Source organism: Salinivibrio kushneri, from assembly GCF_027286325.1.
GTDB classification, from domain to species: domain Bacteria; phylum Pseudomonadota; class Gammaproteobacteria; order Enterobacterales; family Vibrionaceae; genus Salinivibrio; species Salinivibrio kushneri_A.
Genome location: NZ_CP114588.1, coordinates 2,657,730 through 2,676,621, shown reverse-complemented (window position 1 = coordinate 2,676,621; position 18,892 = coordinate 2,657,730). Strand labels below are relative to the sequence as shown.

Here is an 18,892-nt window from a genome sequence, read left to right as displayed (position 1 = left end):
GGTTCCACTGCCCGTCAAACCGATGACTTCGATAAAATACCGGGCTATGACTGAAAAAGTCTCACTATCACAATGCGTTTTTGCTAGCATGCCCAGCTTTTCGTAATCTAATGATGGAATTTGCTGGCAAAAACAGCCATCAATGGATTAACGGTGACCCAAATTGGTTTAAAAGGAATGATATCTCAGGCAGGACGCCAACATAATCGCTTCTCTATGTCGCCACAAACACTGCGTCGTGCAGCCTCTTGGCTCAATATCGGCTTAGTCTGCGTACTCGCGTGGTTGGCAGGCCGTTTGGTGTGGGCTTTTTATCAGCCTGCGCCGCCTACGCCTGCGCCTGTGGTGCACGAGGCGGGCGCCTCTCAACCCACCGGAAACACGCTGTCTCTTGCGCCTGTGATGGATGCCCAGCTTTTCGGACCTTATCAGGCATCGAAGGCACAGCGTCAACAAGCCGTGAGTGACGTGCCGGAAACGCGGCTGCAATTAACCTTGGTGGGGGTGGTTGCTAGTGACCAACCATCCCGTGCGTTGGCGGTGATCGCCAATCGCGGGCAGCAGGCGACCTATGGTGTGGGTGAGCAGGTGAACGGCACCCAAGTGAGTATTGACCAGGTGTTGTCAGATCGGGTGATTTTACGCCAGGGGACACGCCGAGAGGCATTGTTGATGCCAGGTGTAGAGGCCGATAGCATGCCGCAAACCGTTTTTTCGCCATCAAACGACGAGGTTTCGCCCCCAAAGCCTACGCCCGGTGAGACGGCCAGTGGTAACTGGCCTGCTAATCTTGCGCAGCAACTTAACCAAAACCCTCAGCGCCTACTCGACTATGTGCAGCTTGCGCAAGTTGGGGATGCAAAGCAGCTTAAAGGCTTCCGCCTCACCCCTGGCAAAAACCCAATACTGTTTGAGCAATCCGGGTTGCAGCCTGGGGATATCGCGATTGCGATTAATGGCCTCAAGCTGAGTCGGTCAGTGGCGCTTCCCGATATTCTCAGCCGCATTCAACAACAGGGCGCGCTCGATCTGGTGGTCGAGCGGCAAGGACAGCAACATGACATCTCTATTCAATTATAAATTACAACCACCGCTGCGCGCGGCAGTAGGAGCGTGACGTGAACTTAAGGCAACGACTGATCCCCTATTTTATCGCTATGACTTTTCTTTTCTCTGGGCTGTCGGCGAGCGCGGCGGAATTTAGTGCATCATTTAAAGGCACTGACATTCAGGAATTTATTGAAATTGTGGGTCGTAACCTAGAAAAGACCATCATTGTTGATCCCTCCGTGAGAGGTACGGTCAACGTGCGCAGCTATGACACCTTGACTGAGGAGCAGTACTACCAATTTTTCCTCAATGTCCTAGAGGTGTATGGCTTTGCGGTGGTTGAGATGGATAACGGCGTCGTCAAGGTGGTGCGTGATAAAGATGCCAAAACGTCCCCAGTGCCTGTGGTGGGAGAAGCCGACAACGTGGTGGGCGATGAGGTGGTCACGCGTGTAGTGGCGGTGAAAAATGTGTCAGTGCGTGAGTTGTCGCCGCTGCTGCGTCAACTTATCAACAATGCTGGTGCAGGGAACGTGGTGCACTACGATCCCGCCAATGTGATCATGATTACCGGACGTGCAGCGGTGGTGAACCGCTTGACTGACATTATTCAGCGCGTTGACCAAGCCGGTGACAAAGAGGTTGAGGTGGTGCGTCTTGAGCATGCCTCGGCCGCTGAGATGGTACGGATTGTTGAGGCACTGAATGAGCGGGATAACGCCAACACGCGCCCTGAATTGTTGGAACCTAGGATTGTTGCCGATGAGCGCTTAAATGCGGTATTGGTGTCGGGCGAACCCAAAGTCCGTGCGCGGGTGAAAAAACTGATCCGGCAGTTGGACAAAGAGATGGCCACTACCGGAAATAGCCGAGTGATTTATTTGCGCTATGCCAAAGCCGATGATGTGGTCGATGTGCTTAAAGGGGTGTCGGATAATCTGCTCGATGAAAAAGAGAAAAAGAGCAAGCCAGGCGCAACGCAGCAGGCGGTGCAGATCTCTGCCCACCAAGGCACCAATGCACTGGTGATCACCGCGCCACCGGACATTTTGAAAACCTTAGAGAGCGTGATCTCTCAGCTTGATATTCGCCGCGCACAAGTGTTGATTGAAGCATTGATTGTGGAAATGTCTGAATCGGATGGTGCCAACCTGGGTATCCAGTGGGGCTCGCTGGAAAACGGCGGGATTCAGTTTAACAACACTGGCGTTGGTGTGACCAACTATCTGACCGGACAAAAAGCGACTGAAGACACGACTCGAACTGAAGTTCGTTATCGGGATGATGGAACGTCTTACAATGTTCCCATTACAGAGTCGGGTGATTATTCAGCACTCAATGAAGTCTTGGGTGGTTTGAATGGTCTCGCGGCCGGGGTGATCATGGGCGATTGGACCGCCTTGGTGACTGCCGTGGCGTCGAACAATGAATCGAATATTCTGTCTTCGCCCAATCTGATGGTGCTGGATAACCAAGAAGCCTCGTTTGTGGTGGGTGAAGAGGTGCCGGTAATCACCGGATCGCAAACCGGTTCCAACAATGACAATCCGTTCCAAACCGTTGAGCGTAAAGATGTCGGGATCAAACTGAAAGTGACCCCGCAAATCAATGAAGGCTCAGCGGTGCTACTGGATATTGAGCAGGAAGTGTCCAATGTATTGGGTGCCAGTGGCGCGGTCGATGTGCGTTTTGGTAAGCGCCAACTCACTACCTCTGTGATGGTGGGTGACCAACAAATGATTGTGTTAAGTGGTTTGATTGATGAGCGCACGGTAGAGAGCGAATCTAAGGTGCCTGTGCTGGGGGATATTCCGGTGTTGGGGCATTTGTTTAAGTCCACCTCGACTCAGACCGAAAAGAAAAACCTGATGCTGTTTATCAAGCCGACCATTATTCGTACGGGCTTAACGGCCGATGGTGTGACGCAACGTAAATATAACTATATTCGTGCGGAGCAGCTATTGCGGGCACAAGATGGCGTGAAACTGATGCCGGATGCCGAAAAACCGGTGCTGCCTGATTATAATAGCGAGGCGGTGATGCCTGCTGAAGTCCGTGCACTGCAAGCGGAGTTAGCCGGATGAGTGAGCGTGCGACGGAGCTTAGCCGAGACGCAGGTGCTCGCTGGCAATTGCCATTTGGTTTTGCTCGCCGTCATGGGGTGATACTACTCAATGACACTGAGGATAGCGAGCGCACGCGCTTACTGTGCTTGCCCTCCGTGACGCCAGATACCTTAGCGGAAGTGCAACGGGTACTAGGAGCTAACTTAGCACCTGAAATCGTCTCGGACAGTGACTTTGACCAACACCTCACTCGCCTTTATCAGCGTGATAGCGCAGATGCCCAGCAGCTAATGGCGGATATTGGCGCGGATGCAGACAGTGATGATTTCTTCTCTTTGGCGGAGGAATTGCCACAAAGCGAAGATTTGCTGGAATCGGAGGACGATGCGCCGATCATTAAACTGATCAACGCGATGTTGGGGGAGGCCATCAAAGAGAGTGCCTCGGATATCCACATTGAAACCTTTGAGCATGCGTTATCGATTCGCTTCCGTGTCGATGGCGTGTTGCGCGAAGTCTTATCGCCGAGCCGCAAGTTAGCCCCCTTGCTGGTATCACGTGTCAAAGTGATGGCCAAACTCGATATTGCCGAAAAGCGTGTGCCACAAGATGGTCGTATCTCGGTACGCATTGGCGGGCGTGCGGTAGATGTACGGGTGTCGACCATGCCCTCGTCCCATGGTGAGCGCGTAGTGATGCGCCTACTTGATAAGAATGCGGTACAGCTCGACCTCGCCCAGCTGGGTATGGCGCCTGATCTTCACCAAGGTTTCCGCACCCTCATTCACAAGCCTCATGGCATTTTGCTGGTGACCGGGCCAACCGGGTCGGGAAAGTCCACCACCTTATATGCCGGATTACAAACCATTAACAGTGAGGATCGCAATATTCTCACGGTTGAAGATCCGATCGAATTCGATCTGGCCGGAATAGGGCAAACACAGGTAAACCCCAAAGTCGATATGACCTTTGCGCGCGGCTTGCGCGCAATGTTGCGTCAAGATCCTGACGTGGTGATGGTGGGGGAAATTCGCGATTTAGAAACTGCTCAAATTGCGGTTCAAGCATCGCTGACTGGCCACTTGGTGATGTCAACGCTGCACACCAACACTGCCATTGGCGCGGTGACGCGCTTGCGCGATATGGGCATTGAACCTTTCTTACTTTCGTCATCGTTGCTCGGGGTATTAGCACAGCGCTTGGTTCGTACCCTGTGTGAACACTGCCGAATGCCCTATCAAGCAGACGAGACACAGCAACAATTGTTTGTGGATGTGGGACTTGCTAACCAAGGCGATGCCATTACGTTATATAAACCAAGCGGTTGCGAGCGCTGCCACCACAAAGGCTACCGCGGCCGCACCGGGATCCATGAGCTGTTGACCGTGGATGAGAATGTACAAGCGTTGATTCATCATGATGCCGGTGAGCATGCCATCGAGGAAGCGGTGCGGGCGCAAAGCCCCAGTATCCGCTATGACGGCTTGGCCAAAGTGCTGAACGGGGAAACCACCCTGGAAGAAGTAATGCGAGTGACCAAGGAGAGTTAATGGCTGCCTTTGACTACCAAGCACTGGATGCGCGAGGACGCAAACGCAAGGGCGTGATTGAAGCCGATACAGCACGCCAAGCACGGCAACAGTTGCGCGACAAGGGCTTTACTCCCCTCGATGTTCAGGCCACTACCCGTAAGCGTGCGACACAAAAAAGTACGGCTTCTCAGCCACTTTTTCGTCAGCGCGGACGCGGTATTAGCACCCAGGAGCTGTCGCTGATCACCCGTCAGTTGGCAACCTTGATTGAGGCGGCGATGCCACTGGAGGAGTGCTTAAAAGCGGTGGCAGAGCAGGCCGAGAAGCCGCGAATTGGCAGCATGATGACCAGTGTGCGTGCACGGGTGATGGAAGGATACACACTCGCCGATGCGTTGGCGGATTACCCCCATGTGTTTGACGAGCTCTATCGGGCGATGATTTCAGCCGGTGAAAAAGCGGGCCATTTGGGCACTGTGCTTGAGCGGCTTGCTGACTATGTGGAAAACCGTCAACGCATCCAATCAACCTTGTTACAAGCCATGCTTTATCCGGCGATTTTGACATTTTTCTCGGTACTGATTGTCGCCTTCCTGTTGGCAACGGTCGTGCCTGATATCGTTGGTCAATTTGTTCAAACCGGGCAATCACTGCCCGCATCAACCCAATTTCTTTTAAACGCCAGTGACTTTATCACCCAGTGGGGTGTGTGGGTGGTCAGTGGTGTGGTGCTTTTTAGTATGGGGATTCGTCTGTTACTGAAAGATACACAACGGCGTCTTACCTGGGATAAACAAAAGCTCGCGTTACCGATACTAGGTCGGGTGGCGCGCGGATTGAACACATCACGTTTTGCGCGAACATTGGCGATTTGTACCGCCAGTGCGATCCCGTTATTGGATGGGATGAAAGTTGCCGCGCAAGTCATCACTAATCAGTATGTACGTAAGCGCGTGCTTGAAGCGGCCGATAAAGTGCGTGAGGGGGCCAGTTTGCGTGTTGCGCTCGACCAGTCTGGTCTGTTCCCTCCAATGATGCTGCATATGATTGCCAGTGGTGAGCGCAGTGGTGAACTTGAGCCGATGCTCTCACGTGCGGCGGATAATCAAGACAAAGATTTTGAGGCGCAAGTCAATGTTGCCCTGGGAGTGTTTGGCCCGTTAATGATTGTACTGATGGCCGGATTAGTGCTTTTTATTGTGGTTGCCACCTTGATGCCAATCATTGCCATGAATGACATGGTTGGTTTGTGATTTTAATAATTTAAACAAGGAGAAAGCGATGCGTCGTCAACAAGGTTTCACCCTGCTCGAGGTCATGGTAGTGGTGGTCATTATTGGTCTACTTGCCAGCTTCGTGGCTCCTAACTTGCTGGGGAACAAAGACAAAGCCGCGGTCAAAAAAGCGGTGGCGGACGTGAGTGCGCTTGAAAATGCGCTGGATATGTACAAATTGGATAACAATCAGTACCCCACCACCGATCAAGGCTTAGACGCGCTAGTGACCCAGCCGCAAAGTGAGCCGGTACCTCGTAACTATCCGGCGCAAGGCTACATCAAGCGTTTACCGCAAGACCCGTGGAACAACGATTATCGCTATGTCAGCCCAGGCGAGCACGGTGTTGTTGATATCTTTTCGTTAGGCGCCGATGGCCAAGAAGGGGGAGAAGGGGTCAACCAAGACATTGGTAACTGGAACCTCAACGAGCTGCAGTAATATGCGTCAAGCAGCCGGCTTTACCTTACTCGAGATCTTGCTTGTGGTCGTCATCGTCGCGGTGAGCGCCTCGGGAGTGGTAATGGTGATGCCTGAGCCGGCTGACAGCCGCACACAAGAAGCCGGTCAAGCGCTGTATCAGCGGATGAAGCTGTGGGCAGAGCAAAGTTGGTTGGAAGGGCGTACCTATGGCGTGCGTATCGACCCACAGCGCTATCAGCTTTTAGTGTTGGGACAAGAGCAATGGCAACCTGTCAGCAGTGACCGTTGGGCGACCCAAGGCCGCTTGCCAGAGCAAAGCCGCTTTGTCTTAACCATGGATGGCTTTGGTTGGCAGCAACAAGACAGGTTGTTCGAGGATAAGCCGCTGTTTGAGGATTTGTTTGACGAAGACGATGAGCAGGCGGTGGCGCCACCGCAAATCTGGCTACTGCCTAATGGTGAGCTGACGCCGTTTACCCTGATGATTGAAACAGATGGCCGTGCGGTCTGGCAGCTCAAAGCCAATGAGTTGGCGCAGTTTACCTGGCAGCGTGCAGGAGAGGGTGATGATGTTAATGCGCGCTAACTCGCAGCAGGGAATGACCTTGCTTGAGGTCTTAGTCGCGGTGGCGATCTTTGCCGTTGCGGCGCTGAGTGTGATGAAAGCCACTGGGCAACACACCCGCTCACTGAGCCGCTTAGAGCAAAAAACCTTAGCCGCTATGGTGGCGGATAATCAACTCGCCGAGGTAGTGCTCAGCGCTAAGGTGCCAGATAAAGCCACGCAAGGCTCAACAGACATGGCCGGGCAACAATGGCAATGGCAGTTGGTGCCAGTCGCCACAGAGACGGGCCAGTTGCGTGCGGTTGAGCTGTCGGTGGCTGCCGCTGCAGAGACCGATAACCCACTAGTAACGGTGAGGACCTATGTCGCCACGCGCTGAACGAGGATTTACCTTACTGGAAGTGCTGTTGGCGTTGGTGGTTTTCGCCAGCATCAGCCTGACGGCATACCAAGTGCTGCAAACCGTGCAGCGCAGTGATGAGCAGTCTCAGCAGGTGGGTGAGGCCTTACAGCAACTGCAGCGCGCATTGGTGATCATGGACAGTGACTTTCGTCAAATGGCGGCAAGACGTCAGCGGGTCGAAGGGCAAGCACCAACAGAGCAGCTGCTAATGGCTGGCTCTGAGGTGTTGCAAAGTGACGCAATGGGCGTGCGCTTTACCCGCACCGGCTGGATTAACCCACAAATGCGCTTTCCGCGTGGTGAAGTGGTGGCGGTTGGATACCGTCAGCGAGATGGCAAGCTTGAGCGCTTACGCTGGCGTTACCCAGACCAAGCGGCGAGTGATGAGCCCGCGGTGGCGACGCTGCTCAGTGATATTGATGATTTGAGCTTTCGTTTTTACGTCAAGCAAGGCTGGCAAGACAGTTTTGACACCAAACACGCATTGCCGAAAGCGGTTCAAGTGCGCTTTACCCACCCACGCTATGGCAAGTTAGTACGCACTTACCTTGTGGCTGGGCAAACCTTGCCAGCCTCATTGCAGCGGGAGGCGCAATGAGGCGGCAGCAAGGGGCAGCCCTTTTGGTGGTGATGATGATCATGGCATTGATGACTGCGATTGCCGGGAGCATGGCGTCGCGGCTATACACCAACTATCACCGCGCCGAAAACCAGCTGCATTTTCAGCAAGCGTATTGGTATGGCAATGCGGTAGAGGGCTTGGCGGCATCGGTACTGCGCGAGAGCCTATCAGGGAGTGAAACGGTGAATTTAAGTCAAGCCTGGGCGGAGCCGGCTCGGACCTTTCCGCTGGATGGTGGAAAAGTAAGTGGTCGCTTACAAGATGCTAGCGCCTGTTTTAACCTCAATAGTTTACAGCTACGCGGCGCCAAAGTGGGTGGGGCAACACCTTATGAGGTCACTGTACTGCGAGCGTTGGTTGGACAGTATGTGGAAGATGGCTATCAAGCGGATGTGATTGCTCAGGCGAGCCGAGATTTTATTGATGAGAATAATCAGCTGGATCAGTCTCTCGGGGCAGAAGACGCGCACTATGAAAGCGTACAGCCTGCGTATGTGACGGCGGATGCCTTGCTAGCCGATGTCAGCGAATGGCGCGCGGTGCGCGGCGTTAATGGTGACGTGTTTCGGCGTGCCTCACCCCAGCTTTGTGCGCTGCCTAGCGCTGAGCTTAAAGTCAATGTGAACACCTTAACCGAGAAGCAAGCGCCTTTGCTTTCAGCGTTGTTTACCTCGGCGTTACCGGTGGAACAAGCACAGCAGGTGATTGCGCAGCGGCCTGAGGCAGGGTGGAAAAGTGTCGCAGCATTTCTTGATACCCTGAGCCTCTCGGAGTTTGAGGATGCTGATCGCGAGCGAATTGCGCCGCACTTAGGTGTGACCAGCGAGTTCTTTTTATTACAAGCCGATGTGCAGGTGGCCTCTGCCCAACGTCACATCCAGGCACTATTGCACTATCAAGACGATGGCGAAGTTTCTATTGTGCGCCGTCGGTTCGGAGGAATGCGTGAGCGAGCGACTGATAATAAGGATCAGTGATGCCAGCCAGCCCATTTATTGGGCGCAGGTTCGTGCCAGTGATAACCAAGTGGTTGAGAGCGGCAGTTGTCAGCACCTGTCAGCGTTAACCGAGCAAGCACAAACGCGGCGAGTGGTGGTGCTGGTGGATAGCACGTGGCTGACATTGACCTCGGTGACACTCCCTCCTGGGTCTCGGCGCCAGCGCGACAAGGTAGTGCCTTACTTACTCGAGGAAGCGCTAGCAGAAGAGGTAGAAGCGGTGCATGTTAGCCTTATCGATACTCAGGCGGATACTGCACATGTGGCCGTGGTTGCCCATCAGCAAATGCAAGCTTGGCAACAAGCGCTGGACGAGGCCGAGATAAGTGCACGGCAGTGGATCCCAGATGTACTTTGTATACCTTGGTCGTCTGATTCGCTTTCACTCTTGGCATTGGGTGAGCAGTGGTTGTGCCGTTATGGATCTAACCAAGGCGTGACGGGCACGGCGGAGTGGCTGGCCTTTTGGGGGCAGGCTTGGTGGCGGCAGCAACAGGAGCATGCGGACATCAACACACCTGAGCAGACTGGCGCTCTCAGTATTAACGGTTATGGTGAAGGTGGCCTGCAAGCCGCCAACCCCCTTCATGCCTTACCGTTTCAACTCGAGTGGCATGCAGAGGAAGCGCTGCACGTGTTGGCCACGCACAGCCACTCGGTGACGGCCAATATATTGACCGGAGAGTATCGACCGCAAAGTCAAACCAAGCAGACGTTCAAACCCTTTTTGCCAGCGGCTTGTCTACTGGTGGCTATCAGTGGGTTGCTAGGGGGTGAGCAATGGCTATCGATTCGTGATACCCAGCAGCAAGCGCAGGCTTTACGGGCACAAAGCGAAGCCCTGTTTCGTCAAACCTTGCCGCAGTATGAGCGCATTCCCACTCGCTCATACATGGTTCGTCAAATGGATGCGGAGATTGCACGGTTGGAAAGCCAACAACATGATGCGGCACTCTTACCTTGGCTGGTTCAGCTGGCGCCCCTACTGAGTGAGGTGCCCGGTATTGAGCTTCAGGCATTGCGTTATCAAGCCAATCGCGAAGCCTTGATATTACGGGCAACCGGCAGTGATTTCGCTCAGTTTGAGCGCTTGCGTGGCGCATTAGACGAGCACTATATAACCGACCTGGGGCAACTTAACCGCGATGGTGAGACGGTCAGTGGTGAATTTACCCTAAGGAGTCAATCATGATTGCGCGCATCCAGGCTCAATGGCAATCCATAAGTGCTCGCGAGCAGCGCCTTATCGGGGTCGCCGGCGGTGTACTGCTGATAAGTTTTCTTTATTGGGGCATCGTGGTGCCGATTCAAACACAAGCAGAGCAGGCACGTACTGCCGTGATCAGTGAGCAACGTGTTTTTAATGAGCTACAAAATAAACGCACCCAAATCATGCAACTGCGTGCCCAATCAGGGGGCACTCGCCACGCGTTGGCGAGTCGAAATCAGCCGCTTAATCAAGTCATTGCCGCCAGTGCTGGCGAATTCAATGTCACTATCACACGGTTGCAGCCAGGAGAAGACAGCGTACAGCTGGGCCTTGAGCCTCTCCCTTTCAACCAATTATTGCGATGGCTAGAGCAACTGGCACAGTTGCACGGGATTCAAGCCGCTCGGCTGAGTACCGAAGCGACTGAGACTGCGGGTGTGGTGAAGGTCAATCGACTAGAGCTGGAGCGGTAAGTTGATGGGGAGAAAAGTGTTGATAGGGCTTGGGTGCGCGCTGGTATTTGCTGTCAGTGTCATTGTGCATGCCCCGGCCACATTATTACACCTCGCGCCTTTGCCAGCAGAGTTACAGCTGAGTGGGGTCAACGGTACCGTGTGGCAGGGGCAAGTCAGGCAACTGCGTTGGCAAGACCAGGCTGTCGGCCCAGTACAGTGGGATCTCCATTGGCACCGGTTATTGACTAGCGCCACGCTGGAAGCGGCGATAAAGGCAAAAGGCCCGCAAGGCATCAGCGGAAAAGGTGTGGTGGGCTTTAATGGCACCGAGCTGCAGCTTTCTCGTACCTTGATTTCGGCCCCCGCGAGTTTGCTTACCCGCTCGGTAGCGTTACCGCCGAGTGTGGCGATTGAGGGACGGCTTGATGTGATTGTCCGTGAGGCGGTATTGGCAGAGTCAGGGTGTCAGCGGTTAGCCGGGCAGTTCCAATGGCTGCAAGCGGGGCTTACGCTTCCCTCGGGGCAGCTCAATGATATCCCATTGCACGCCTCTCTCGCTTGTGACGGTCAAGGTGTCACCGCACAGGGCCAAGGTGAGGCGCCCTCTTTGAGCAATAAGTTTTCATTGTCAATCAAGCCATCTGGGCGATACTCTGTGTCAGGATGGCTGAAGCCGGGGCCGGCCTACCCTGAGTCGATGAAAGCACCACTGTCTTGGCTGGGGTCGCCGGATAATCAAGGACGCTATCGCTTTTCTTTTCGCGGCTAACAAGGCCTGATAGGCTTATCAAAAAGGGTGGCAAATCACGATATGACGCAGCGTAAACTTCCTCACATTCAGTCTAAACAGGTCGTCGCCGCTTCTCGCTTGTTTAAAGTGGAGTCGCTAGAGCTGATTTTTAGCAATGGCGTCGAGCGTACCTATGAGCGGATGAAACCGTCGGGACGTAATGCCGTGATGATGGTGCCGGTGACCGAATCGGGAGACCTCTTACTGGTACGCGAATATGCCGCAGGCACAGAGCGTTATGAGCTCGGCTTTCCCAAAGGATTAATTGACCCCGGTGAGGCACCGGAGCAAGCGGCGGTAAGAGAGTTAAAAGAAGAAATCGGTCAAGGTGCACGCGAGTTGGTGCCATTGAAAGAGGTTGTGCTGGCGCCTTCTTACTTTTCCAGCCGGATGACACTGATGTTGGCACGTGATTTGTATCCAGAAAGCTTGGAGGGGGATGAACCCGAACCGCTTGAGATCATTCGCTGGCCACTTGCCCAAGCGGAAGAGTTACTCACCCACGGTGATTTCTGTGAAGCGCGCAGTATCACCGCATTAATGATGGCGCTGAAGTACTTACAATCTGAGAGGTGAGGCATGGCATTGCCTGAGTTGTTGCCCGAGGTGATTGAGATTGCTCGCTCTGCGGGTCAGGTTATTTTAGATATTTACCAAGACGGTGATTTTGAAGAGATCACCAAAAGTGACCAAACCCCAGTGACCAGTGCTGATTTGGCGGCACATAAGCTGATCACGGAAAAGCTCACCGCGTTGACGCCAGACATCCCCGTGTTATCGGAAGAAGACTGTGGTGTGCCATTAAGCGACCGTCAGCAATGGCAGCGCTATTGGTTGATTGACCCGCTAGACGGTACTCAAGAATTTATTGCGGGCAGCGGTGATTTCGCCACTATTATCGCGCTGGTGGAGGACAACCATCCGGTGATGGGGGTGGTGTATGCGCCCGTGTCGGGGGTGACCTATTATGCGTGTCAGGATAAAGGGGCGTGGAAAATAACCCCTGATGGCGAAATGCATCGCATCTCGACAATGAAGCGAGAAGAGACGATTACCTCACTCTCTATCGCTATCAGTCGCCGGCAAGATATTCATGCGGTCACCGAAAAGCTGGCACCTGAAATCAACTATGATTTGGTGCCATTAGGATCCGCGGCGCTGAAAGCCTGCTTAGTGGCCGAGGGTGCCGTGGACTGTTATCTGCGCTTGGGCCCCACAGGTGAGTGGGATACGGCGGCGACGCAGTGCATTGTTGAGCAAGCCGGTGGGCGCATACTGAGTACGGCGCTTAATGCCTTGTCATACAATGAGCGGGACTCGCTACAAAATCCCAACTTTATTGTGTTGGGGGATGAATCACTCGCGTGGTCGTCGATACTGCAGGCATCATAACGGCTGACGGCACCTGACGGTGCCGTTTTCTTTTCGGCTGTTTAGAACAGACGGTTTAAGCCATTGAGCGCCGCGACCCGGTACGCTTCGGCCATGGTCGGGTAGTTGAAGGTGGTATTCACAAAGTAATCGATGGTGTTGCCGTCGCCTTTTTGCTCAAAGATCGCTTGGCCGATATGAATGATTTCCGAGGCGCGTTCACCAAAGCAGTGAATGCCTAATATCTCGCGGGTATCGCGGTGGAAAAGGATCTTCAAACTGCCGACATCCATGCCCGCAATTTGTGCCCGTGCGAGATGTTTGAACAAAGACCGTCCGACCTCATAGGGCACTTTTTCCGCGGTGAGTTCCTGCTCCGTTTTGCCCACTGAACTGATTTCAGGAATGGTATAAATACCGGTGGGGATGTGCTCAATCAGACGTACGTTAGTATTGCCTTGGCAAATGGCTTCGGCCACCACGCGTCCTTGGTCATACGCAGCGCTGGCAAGGCTTGGGTAGCCAATCACATCACCGACCGCATAAATATGGTCCACTTCTGTTGCGTAGCTTTCGCTATCAACGTCGAGCTGCCCACGTGAATTTGGCGTAAGGCCGACCGAGGACAAATTGAGTTTATCGGTATTGCCTGCGCGGCCATTGGCATACAGCAGGCAGTCTGCTTTCATTTTTTTACCGGACTCCAGATGCACAATCACGCCATCATCAGTGCCCTCAATGCGCTCATAGGTCTCATCATTGCGGATCATGACACCGCTACTGCCAAAGTGATAAGACAAAGCATCAGAGATTTCATTATCCAAAAATGACAGCAAGCGATCGCGGGTATTGATTAAATCCACTTTGACCCCGAGCCCACGAAAAATAGAAGCGTACTCACTGCCTATCACGCCTGCCCCATAAATGATCACATGGCGCGGGTCATGGGCTAACGATAAAATGGAGTCACTGTCATAAATCCGAGGGTGAGAAAAATCCACATCGGCAGGCTGATAAGGGCGAGAGCCTGTGGCAATCACAAAGTGATCGGCGGTGTAGGTATCAGCGCTGCCATCACTATGGTGCACCGTTAGGGTATGCGCATCGACAAACTCGGCGTTGCCATGGAGTAAGGTACACTGGTTGCGGTCATAGAACCCCTGGCGCATGCGGGTTTGTTTGCCTATCACAGACTCCGCATGGCTGAGTATTTGGGAAAAAGTACTGTGGATGCTCTTACTGTTTTGGGTATAGATAGGGCTTTGATTAAATTCGATGATCCGGCTAACGGTGTGGCGTAGTGCTTTAGACGGGATGGTGCCCCAATGGGTACAGCCACCTCCGACGGTGCTTTCTCGCTCAATCACTGCCACCCGCTTACCGGCTTTGGATAAGCCCATAGCGGCACCTTCTCCGCCAGGGCCACTGCCTATTACGATGGCGTCAAAATGATCTTGCGGGCGAGGGCTCGACTTGCTCATAGGGTTCAGACCTTATTTTCATTATTGCAACATCTGTTTATGACCAGTTTAACGCTTATTATCCGTAAGGTTAACTTTCGCTGCCAAATCTGTGTTCAAATCCGCGTGATAGCGATGGGGAGCTCTGCCTGGATTGGCTGATTTAAACGCTAAAATTGCGTATAGTGGCAGCATGGTGACCATGAGTAGAGTGCGATGGGTATTCGAGCACAACAAAAAGAAAAAACGCGCCGTTCTGTCATTGATGCGGCGTTCAGCCAGCTCAGTGCTGAACGCAGTTTTTCCAGTCTTAGTCTGCGCGAAGTCGCACGCGAGGCGGGAATAGCGCCTACCTCTTTCTATCGTCACTTTAAAGATATGGATGAGCTGGGGTTGACCATGGTCGACGAGGGCGGGCTACTGCTCCGACAACTGATGCGTCAGGCGCGTCAGCGGATAGCCGCGGAAGGCAGTGTGGTGCGCACCTCGGTAGAAACCTTTATGGAATTTATCGAAAGCAGCCCAAATGTGTTTAGGTTGCTGTTGCGCGAGCGGTCAGGCACCTCTTCGGCGTTCCGTGCTGCAGTGGCCCGAGAAATCCAACATTTTGTTGCTGAGTTGACCGAGTATTTACAATCTCGCACGCAGCTCACCTATGAAGAAGCGTACAATCAGTCGGAAGCATGTGTGATCTTGGTCTTTAATATGGGAGCGGAAGCGCTTGATCTCGATCCTCACGCCCGCGCAGAATTGGCCGAGCGAATGGTGTTACAATTACGCATGATAGCCAAGGGAGCTTACTGGTACCGAAAAGACCGTGAGCGGCGAGCCTTACAGGAAAAACTGTCATAAAACAGGTGAAGACATGGAACACGAGCAAGTGAAATCAGAACGTAAATTTTTGCTGCTGGCACTGGTTACCGGCATTTGTGGAAGTGCAACTCTCGCGACACTGTTCGTCAGTGGTGTGGCATTTTCTATTTTTCCCATTCTCGCGTTTGTACTGGCCGTGCACGCTTGCTACCAACTTCACGAACGCCAGCCGCTGACTGAAGGCACGCCGCTGATTGCGTTTGCCTGCTTCTTGGTGGGAGCCTTTGGCTATTCAGCATTTATCCGTATGCAAATGCCAGAGCTGGGCGGCAACTTCTTCTCTATCCTAGTCGCGATGGCACTGGCGTTTTGGGTGGGTCATAAGCTGGGCTTTTTCAGCCGCAAAGCAAAAAACGATACCGCGTCTGACGTGTAAGCCTCGCGGGGCGAATCGCACTCCAAAACAAACAAAAAAGGCGTCGAGAGACGCCTTTTTACGTTGTTCCGAACTCGTTGACTGTGACTACTTACGCTCTAACCACACACCCGCTTCGGTATGGTGGGTGAACGGGAATTGATCGAACAGCGCACAGCGACTAATGCGGTGTGTTTGGCTTAGACGTTCTAGGTTTTCGACCAAGGTTTCTGGGTTACAGGAGATATATAAAATCCGATCGTAACCTTGCACCATTTTGCAGGTTTCATCATCCATGCCCGAACGGGGTGGATCGACAAAAATGGTATCGCACTGATAGTCGCTCAGCGTCACCCCTTGGTCTTTTAAGCGACGGAATTCGCGCTCGCCATTGATCGCTTGAGTGAACTCTTCGGCAGACATACGAATGATCTGCACATTGTCGATGTTGTTGGCGGCAATATTGTATTGCGCCGATTGCACCGAGGGTTTCGCCAGCTCGGTGGCGAGGACGCGGCGAAAGTTTTTCGCTAGCGCGAGGGAAAAGTTGCCATTCCCACAATACAGCTCCAGCAAATCACCTTGGCTATCGCGGGTGCAATCAATGGCCCATTCCAGCATTTTCTCCGCCACCGGCCCGTTGGGTTGGGTAAAGCTGTTTTCAATTTGCTGGTAGATCAGCGTCTGACCATCGGCATTGAGCTTTTCCAAAACGTAGTCGCGGTCTAGCACTTTCTTTTGCTTGCGCGCACGGCCAATCAGGTTGAGGTTAAAGCCCTCATCGTTTAAACGTTGTTTAAGCGCTTGCGCGGCCTTTTCCCACTCTTCATCTAACTGGCGATGGTAAAGCAAAGACACCAAGATCTCACCGCTCAAGGTAGATAGGAAATCAACTTGGAAGAGCTTACGTCGCAACGCGTCATTGGGCTTGATGGCCTCCATCAACAGTGGCATCAAATCATTGATCAGGCGGCTCGCAGCGGGAAAGGTATCGACGCGGTACTTCTGCTTGGTTGCAGGGTCAAACATGATGTAATACAGGTCGTCACCTTCATGCCATACCCGAAACTCTGCGCGCATCCGATAGTGGGTTTCCGGTGAACGAAAGATTTCTAGCTCAGGTGCGTGAAACGGCGCGAGTTGTGCATTGAGTCGTTGGACTTTCTCAGCAAGCTGTGTGTCGTAGTCAACGGCGGTGTGAGCCTTGGTCATGATGGCTGCCTCAGCGATTGGAAAATGAGCGCAGATTTTAGACAAATCCCCAGCTATGTCCACCCTTGCTCACGATTCTCCCTTATTCAATAAGGTTATCAATGGACAATATCCATCTAGACGGCTACTATCCGTGAGCGGGTACGCGATCAGCAAGTATAAGCCTGTTGGTCACCGGAATGCGGTGAGAATCCGCAACTGACGCGCAGCGGTGTAAGAGAACGACCCTAACTCGGCGCTAGGCCAGACACTGTCGCCAATACTGTTTAACAGTATGCGATGGGAAGTCGTTAGCAGTAGGCGGCGAAAGCCATGCTCTTAAGTCCGAACACAGCCCGCCCCGCAGCATAACGCTGCATATTCTCGCGATAGAAAGGAATAACCAATGAACAAACAGATTGTGGCGAGCCTAGTGGCAGCGTCATTTTTCCCTGTGAGCACGTGGGCCGAGCAAAATACCGAAACGGTGGTGGTGACCGCCAGTCGGTTTGCGCAGTCCGATGCCTCGGTATTGCAATCAGCAACCATTTTGACGCGTCAAGACATTGCGCGCTTGCAGGCGCGAAGCCTTGTCGATGTATTGCGCACGGTGCCGAGCATCGAGATTGCTCAAAACGGTGGTCGTGGCCAAAGTGCCTTTATTTTTATGCGCGGCACGGAATCAGACCACTCTTTAGTCTTGATTGATGGGGTGCGTATGGCCTCGTCTATCACAGGCTCGGTGGATTTTAATCAGATCCCGGTGAACAGTATCGAGCGGATTGAGATCATTCGCGGCGCACGCGCCACACTTTATGGGTCGAGCGCGATTGGCGGGGTGATCAATATCATCACTAAAACCGATAAAGAGCGAGCCAATGTTTCCGCGACCGTAGGCAGTTTGGATCATCATGCTGTTAGTGGCACGTGGTCAACAACGTTGGGCGATAACGGTCACTTCTCTGGTATCGCTGGGTATGAGTCCAATGATGGATACAATGTTCATCCAACGACAAGTAACTTGGGTGATCAGCATGGTTTTACCGGCCGCAATGCCCAACTTGGCTACAGTCATCGCTGGAATACATCTTGGTCGGCCGATGTGACGGGGCGCTGGTACCAGAATGAATACGATTACGACTACTCTAACCAAATAAAGCACAGTTGGTTGGAAAGCCAAGCACTGGCTGGCAATCTGAATTATCGTTCAGGACACTGGAGTGCAACCTTGAGCGGGGAATTTTCTCAGCGAGATAAGTATGACTATTTTCCTGGTACCGTGCGCAAGGAGAATAAAACCTCAGATGTGGAACAAGTCTCTACCTCGTTGGGACTCCAGTATCAAGCCACGGAGGATTGGCTGCTTGGTGGCGGTGTGGATTATCGACAAGATACCTTTAATGAAGGAAGCTTGATTTCCAACCCCGATGATATTGCAATCAATCCGCGCGATAACCTTGGCACTTACCTTTTAACGCAATTTAGCCCAGTAGAGGCACTATCTATAGAGGCAAGCGCACGCTCGGATGATAATGAACAATACGGACAACATACGATGTGGCAGACAAGCGCGGGTCTTGCGATAGCGGATGGATACCAATTGGTCGCCAGCTACGGTACCGCTTTTAAGGCACCGAGTCTGACTGAGCTTTATGGATGGGGCGGTAATGCAACGCTCAAGCCGGAGGAATCATCCAACACCGAACTTGCTCTTCGTGGCGTGACGGCTGACGTTGATTGGTCACTTACAGGCTATATTAACAATATCGACAATATGATTGATTGGGATAATGAGGCCAAGAAAAATCGTAATATTGGTGAGGTAACGATTAAGGGCATTGAGCTCATTGCGAGCTTTGATGTGGCATCACTCCATAACCAGCTTTCATTGGAGTATAAAGATCCGAAAAAGGATAAAACCGGTGAGCAGCTCCAGCGTCGCGCCAAACGGGTGGCGAAATGGGATGCATCCTACCAATGGGAGCGAGTACAACTCGGTACTCAGTGGCAATATCAAAGTGAGCGAACTGATTGGAATGGCCGCTTAGATAGTTACAGTTTATGGGCGGTCACTGCCTCTTATCAGGCGACCGATCACCTGACCGTGAAAGGCAAAGTCGATAATGTGTTTGATAAAGAGTACGAGACAGCGGGTGGTTATCCTGCGGCCGAACGCGCCTACTTTATGACGTTGGACTATCAGTACTAGTGATAGCTTCTCTGCGAAACTAGCTTTCCTCACGCCCTTATCGT

General features: G+C 52.9%; 19 protein-coding genes and 1 riboswitch. Of the genes, 17 read left to right on the top strand and 2 right to left on the bottom strand.

The window, feature by feature from the left end; genetic code table 11:
* Positions 1-120 precede the first annotated feature (120 nt).
* The 14 genes from gspC to cysQ all read left to right on the top strand — a co-directional run bounded on the left by gspC (position 121) and on the right by cysQ (position 12,781).
* Entirely contained in the window at positions 121-1,080 is a 960-nt protein-coding gene (gene gspC, locus N8M53_RS12295) for a type II secretion system protein GspC (protein WP_269578974.1), read from the top strand.
* A 77-nt stretch (positions 1,081-1,157) separates the two neighbouring features.
* Positions 1,158-3,134, top strand: coding sequence for a type II secretion system secretin GspD (gene gspD / locus N8M53_RS12290; RefSeq protein WP_269580045.1), 1,977 nt, complete (start codon positions 1,158-1,160; stop codon positions 3,132-3,134).
* Positions 3,131-4,666: a type II secretion system ATPase GspE gene (gene gspE / locus N8M53_RS12285; protein WP_269578973.1), complete on the top strand. Its 1,536-nt coding sequence runs from the start codon at positions 3,131-3,133 to the stop codon at positions 4,664-4,666. Before gspD ends, gspE begins: the two co-directional genes overlap by 4 nt.
* Positions 4,666-5,901: a type II secretion system inner membrane protein GspF gene (gspF, locus tag N8M53_RS12280; RefSeq protein ID WP_269578972.1), complete on the top strand. Its 1,236-nt coding sequence runs from the start codon at positions 4,666-4,668 to the stop codon at positions 5,899-5,901. The genes gspE and gspF overlap by 1 nt, the downstream gene beginning before the upstream one ends.
* A 28-nt stretch (positions 5,902-5,929) precedes the next feature.
* On the top strand, positions 5,930-6,364 hold the full coding sequence (gene gspG / locus N8M53_RS12275) for a type II secretion system major pseudopilin GspG (RefSeq protein WP_077457367.1): 435 nt from the start codon (positions 5,930-5,932) through the stop codon (positions 6,362-6,364).
* Between the two features lies 1 nt (position 6,365).
* Positions 6,366-6,932 carry a type II secretion system minor pseudopilin GspH gene (gene gspH, locus N8M53_RS12270; RefSeq protein ID WP_269578971.1) on the top strand — a complete coding sequence of 189 codons (567 nt, stop codon included), beginning with the start codon at positions 6,366-6,368 and terminating at the stop codon, positions 6,930-6,932.
* Entirely contained in the window at positions 6,913-7,290 is a 378-nt protein-coding gene (gspI, locus tag N8M53_RS12265) for a type II secretion system minor pseudopilin GspI (protein ID WP_269578970.1), read from the top strand. The genes gspH and gspI overlap by 20 nt, the downstream gene beginning before the upstream one ends.
* Positions 7,274-7,912, top strand: coding sequence for a type II secretion system minor pseudopilin GspJ (gene gspJ / locus N8M53_RS12260; protein WP_269578969.1), 639 nt, complete (start codon positions 7,274-7,276; stop codon positions 7,910-7,912). Before gspI ends, gspJ begins: the two co-directional genes overlap by 17 nt.
* Positions 7,909-8,913, top strand: a complete 1,005-nt coding sequence (gspK, locus tag N8M53_RS12255; protein WP_269578968.1) for a type II secretion system minor pseudopilin GspK — start codon at positions 7,909-7,911, stop codon at positions 8,911-8,913. The genes gspJ and gspK overlap by 4 nt, the downstream gene beginning before the upstream one ends.
* On the top strand, positions 8,882-10,126 hold the full coding sequence (gene gspL, locus N8M53_RS12250; protein ID WP_269578967.1) for a type II secretion system protein GspL: 1,245 nt from the start codon (positions 8,882-8,884) through the stop codon (positions 10,124-10,126). The genes gspK and gspL overlap by 32 nt, the downstream gene beginning before the upstream one ends.
* Positions 10,123-10,617: a type II secretion system protein M gene (locus N8M53_RS12245; protein ID WP_269578966.1), complete on the top strand. Its 495-nt coding sequence runs from the start codon at positions 10,123-10,125 to the stop codon at positions 10,615-10,617. The genes gspL and N8M53_RS12245 overlap by 4 nt, the downstream gene beginning before the upstream one ends.
* 4 nt (positions 10,618-10,621) lie before the next feature.
* Positions 10,622-11,368, top strand: a complete 747-nt coding sequence (locus N8M53_RS12240) for a type II secretion system protein N (protein ID WP_269578965.1) — start codon at positions 10,622-10,624, stop codon at positions 11,366-11,368.
* A 42-nt stretch (positions 11,369-11,410) separates the two neighbouring features.
* The gene (gene nudE, locus N8M53_RS12235; protein WP_077773048.1) at positions 11,411-11,965 is read left to right on the top strand and encodes an ADP compounds hydrolase NudE; all 555 of its coding nucleotides are present in this window, start codon (positions 11,411-11,413) and stop codon (positions 11,963-11,965) included.
* 3 nt (positions 11,966-11,968) lie between these two features.
* Positions 11,969-12,781 (top strand): 3'(2'),5'-bisphosphate nucleotidase CysQ, encoded by an 813-nt coding sequence (cysQ, locus tag N8M53_RS12230; protein WP_269578964.1) that lies wholly within the window; start codon positions 11,969-11,971, stop codon positions 12,779-12,781.
* A 41-nt stretch (positions 12,782-12,822) separates the two neighbouring features.
* Here the strand turns inward: cysQ and sthA are convergent, their stop codons facing one another.
* Complete coding sequence (sthA, locus tag N8M53_RS12225) at positions 12,823-14,241, bottom strand: Si-specific NAD(P)(+) transhydrogenase (RefSeq protein WP_269578963.1); 1,419 nt, start codon at positions 14,239-14,241, stop codon at positions 12,823-12,825.
* A 195-nt stretch (positions 14,242-14,436) separates the two neighbouring features.
* On the opposite strand from sthA, the gene fabR reads away from it, so the two are divergent.
* Positions 14,437-15,072, top strand: coding sequence for an HTH-type transcriptional repressor FabR (gene fabR / locus N8M53_RS12220; RefSeq protein WP_046074425.1), 636 nt, complete (start codon positions 14,437-14,439; stop codon positions 15,070-15,072).
* Positions 15,073-15,085: 13 nt separating this feature from the next.
* Positions 15,086-15,469, top strand: coding sequence for a YijD family membrane protein (locus N8M53_RS12215; RefSeq protein ID WP_046074424.1), 384 nt, complete (start codon positions 15,086-15,088; stop codon positions 15,467-15,469).
* Positions 15,470-15,556: 87 nt separating this feature from the next.
* On the opposite strand, the gene trmA is transcribed toward N8M53_RS12215, so the two are convergent.
* Complete coding sequence (trmA, locus tag N8M53_RS12210; RefSeq protein WP_269578962.1) at positions 15,557-16,660, bottom strand: tRNA (uridine(54)-C5)-methyltransferase TrmA; 1,104 nt, start codon at positions 16,658-16,660, stop codon at positions 15,557-15,559.
* 122 nt (positions 16,661-16,782) lie between these two features.
* Positions 16,783-17,014, top strand: a riboswitch (cobalamin riboswitch).
* A gap of 31 nt (positions 17,015-17,045) precedes the next feature.
* Here trmA and N8M53_RS12205 point away from each other — a divergent pair.
* The gene (locus N8M53_RS12205) at positions 17,046-18,848 is read left to right on the top strand and encodes a TonB-dependent receptor domain-containing protein (protein ID WP_269578961.1); all 1,803 of its coding nucleotides are present in this window, start codon (positions 17,046-17,048) and stop codon (positions 18,846-18,848) included.
* Positions 18,849-18,892 lie beyond the last annotated feature (44 nt).

Bases quoted from the DNA above. Each gene is read 5' to 3' on its own strand.
- gspG (WP_077457367.1), top strand. From the start codon at position 5,930: ATGCGTCGTCAACAAGGTTTCACCCTGCTCGAGGTCATGGTAGTGGTG.
- N8M53_RS12215 (WP_046074424.1), top strand. From the start codon at position 15,086: ATGGAACACGAGCAAGTGAAATCAGAACGTAAATTTTTGCTGCTGGCA.
- gspI (WP_269578970.1), top strand. From the start codon at position 6,913: ATGATGTTAATGCGCGCTAACTCGCAGCAGGGAATGACCTTGCTTGAG.
- fabR (WP_046074425.1), top strand. From the start codon at position 14,437: ATGGGTATTCGAGCACAACAAAAAGAAAAAACGCGCCGTTCTGTCATT.
- cysQ (WP_269578964.1), top strand. From the start codon at position 11,969: ATGGCATTGCCTGAGTTGTTGCCCGAGGTGATTGAGATTGCTCGCTCT.
- gspE (WP_269578973.1), top strand. From the start codon at position 3,131: ATGAGTGAGCGTGCGACGGAGCTTAGCCGAGACGCAGGTGCTCGCTGG.
- gspJ (WP_269578969.1), top strand. From the start codon at position 7,274: ATGTCGCCACGCGCTGAACGAGGATTTACCTTACTGGAAGTGCTGTTG.
- N8M53_RS12205 (WP_269578961.1), top strand. From the start codon at position 17,046: ATGAACAAACAGATTGTGGCGAGCCTAGTGGCAGCGTCATTTTTCCCT.
- nudE (WP_077773048.1), top strand. From the start codon at position 11,411: ATGACGCAGCGTAAACTTCCTCACATTCAGTCTAAACAGGTCGTCGCC.
- gspH (WP_269578971.1), top strand. From the start codon at position 6,366: ATGCGTCAAGCAGCCGGCTTTACCTTACTCGAGATCTTGCTTGTGGTC.
- N8M53_RS12240 (WP_269578965.1), top strand. From the start codon at position 10,622: ATGGGGAGAAAAGTGTTGATAGGGCTTGGGTGCGCGCTGGTATTTGCT.
- trmA (WP_269578962.1), bottom strand. From the start codon at position 16,660: ATGACCAAGGCTCACACCGCCGTTGACTACGACACACAGCTTGCTGAG.
- gspF (WP_269578972.1), top strand. From the start codon at position 4,666: ATGGCTGCCTTTGACTACCAAGCACTGGATGCGCGAGGACGCAAACGC.
- gspK (WP_269578968.1), top strand. From the start codon at position 7,909: ATGAGGCGGCAGCAAGGGGCAGCCCTTTTGGTGGTGATGATGATCATG.
- sthA (WP_269578963.1), bottom strand. From the start codon at position 14,241: ATGAGCAAGTCGAGCCCTCGCCCGCAAGATCATTTTGACGCCATCGTA.
- N8M53_RS12245 (WP_269578966.1), top strand. From the start codon at position 10,123: ATGATTGCGCGCATCCAGGCTCAATGGCAATCCATAAGTGCTCGCGAG.
- gspD (WP_269580045.1), top strand. From the start codon at position 1,158: ATGACTTTTCTTTTCTCTGGGCTGTCGGCGAGCGCGGCGGAATTTAGT.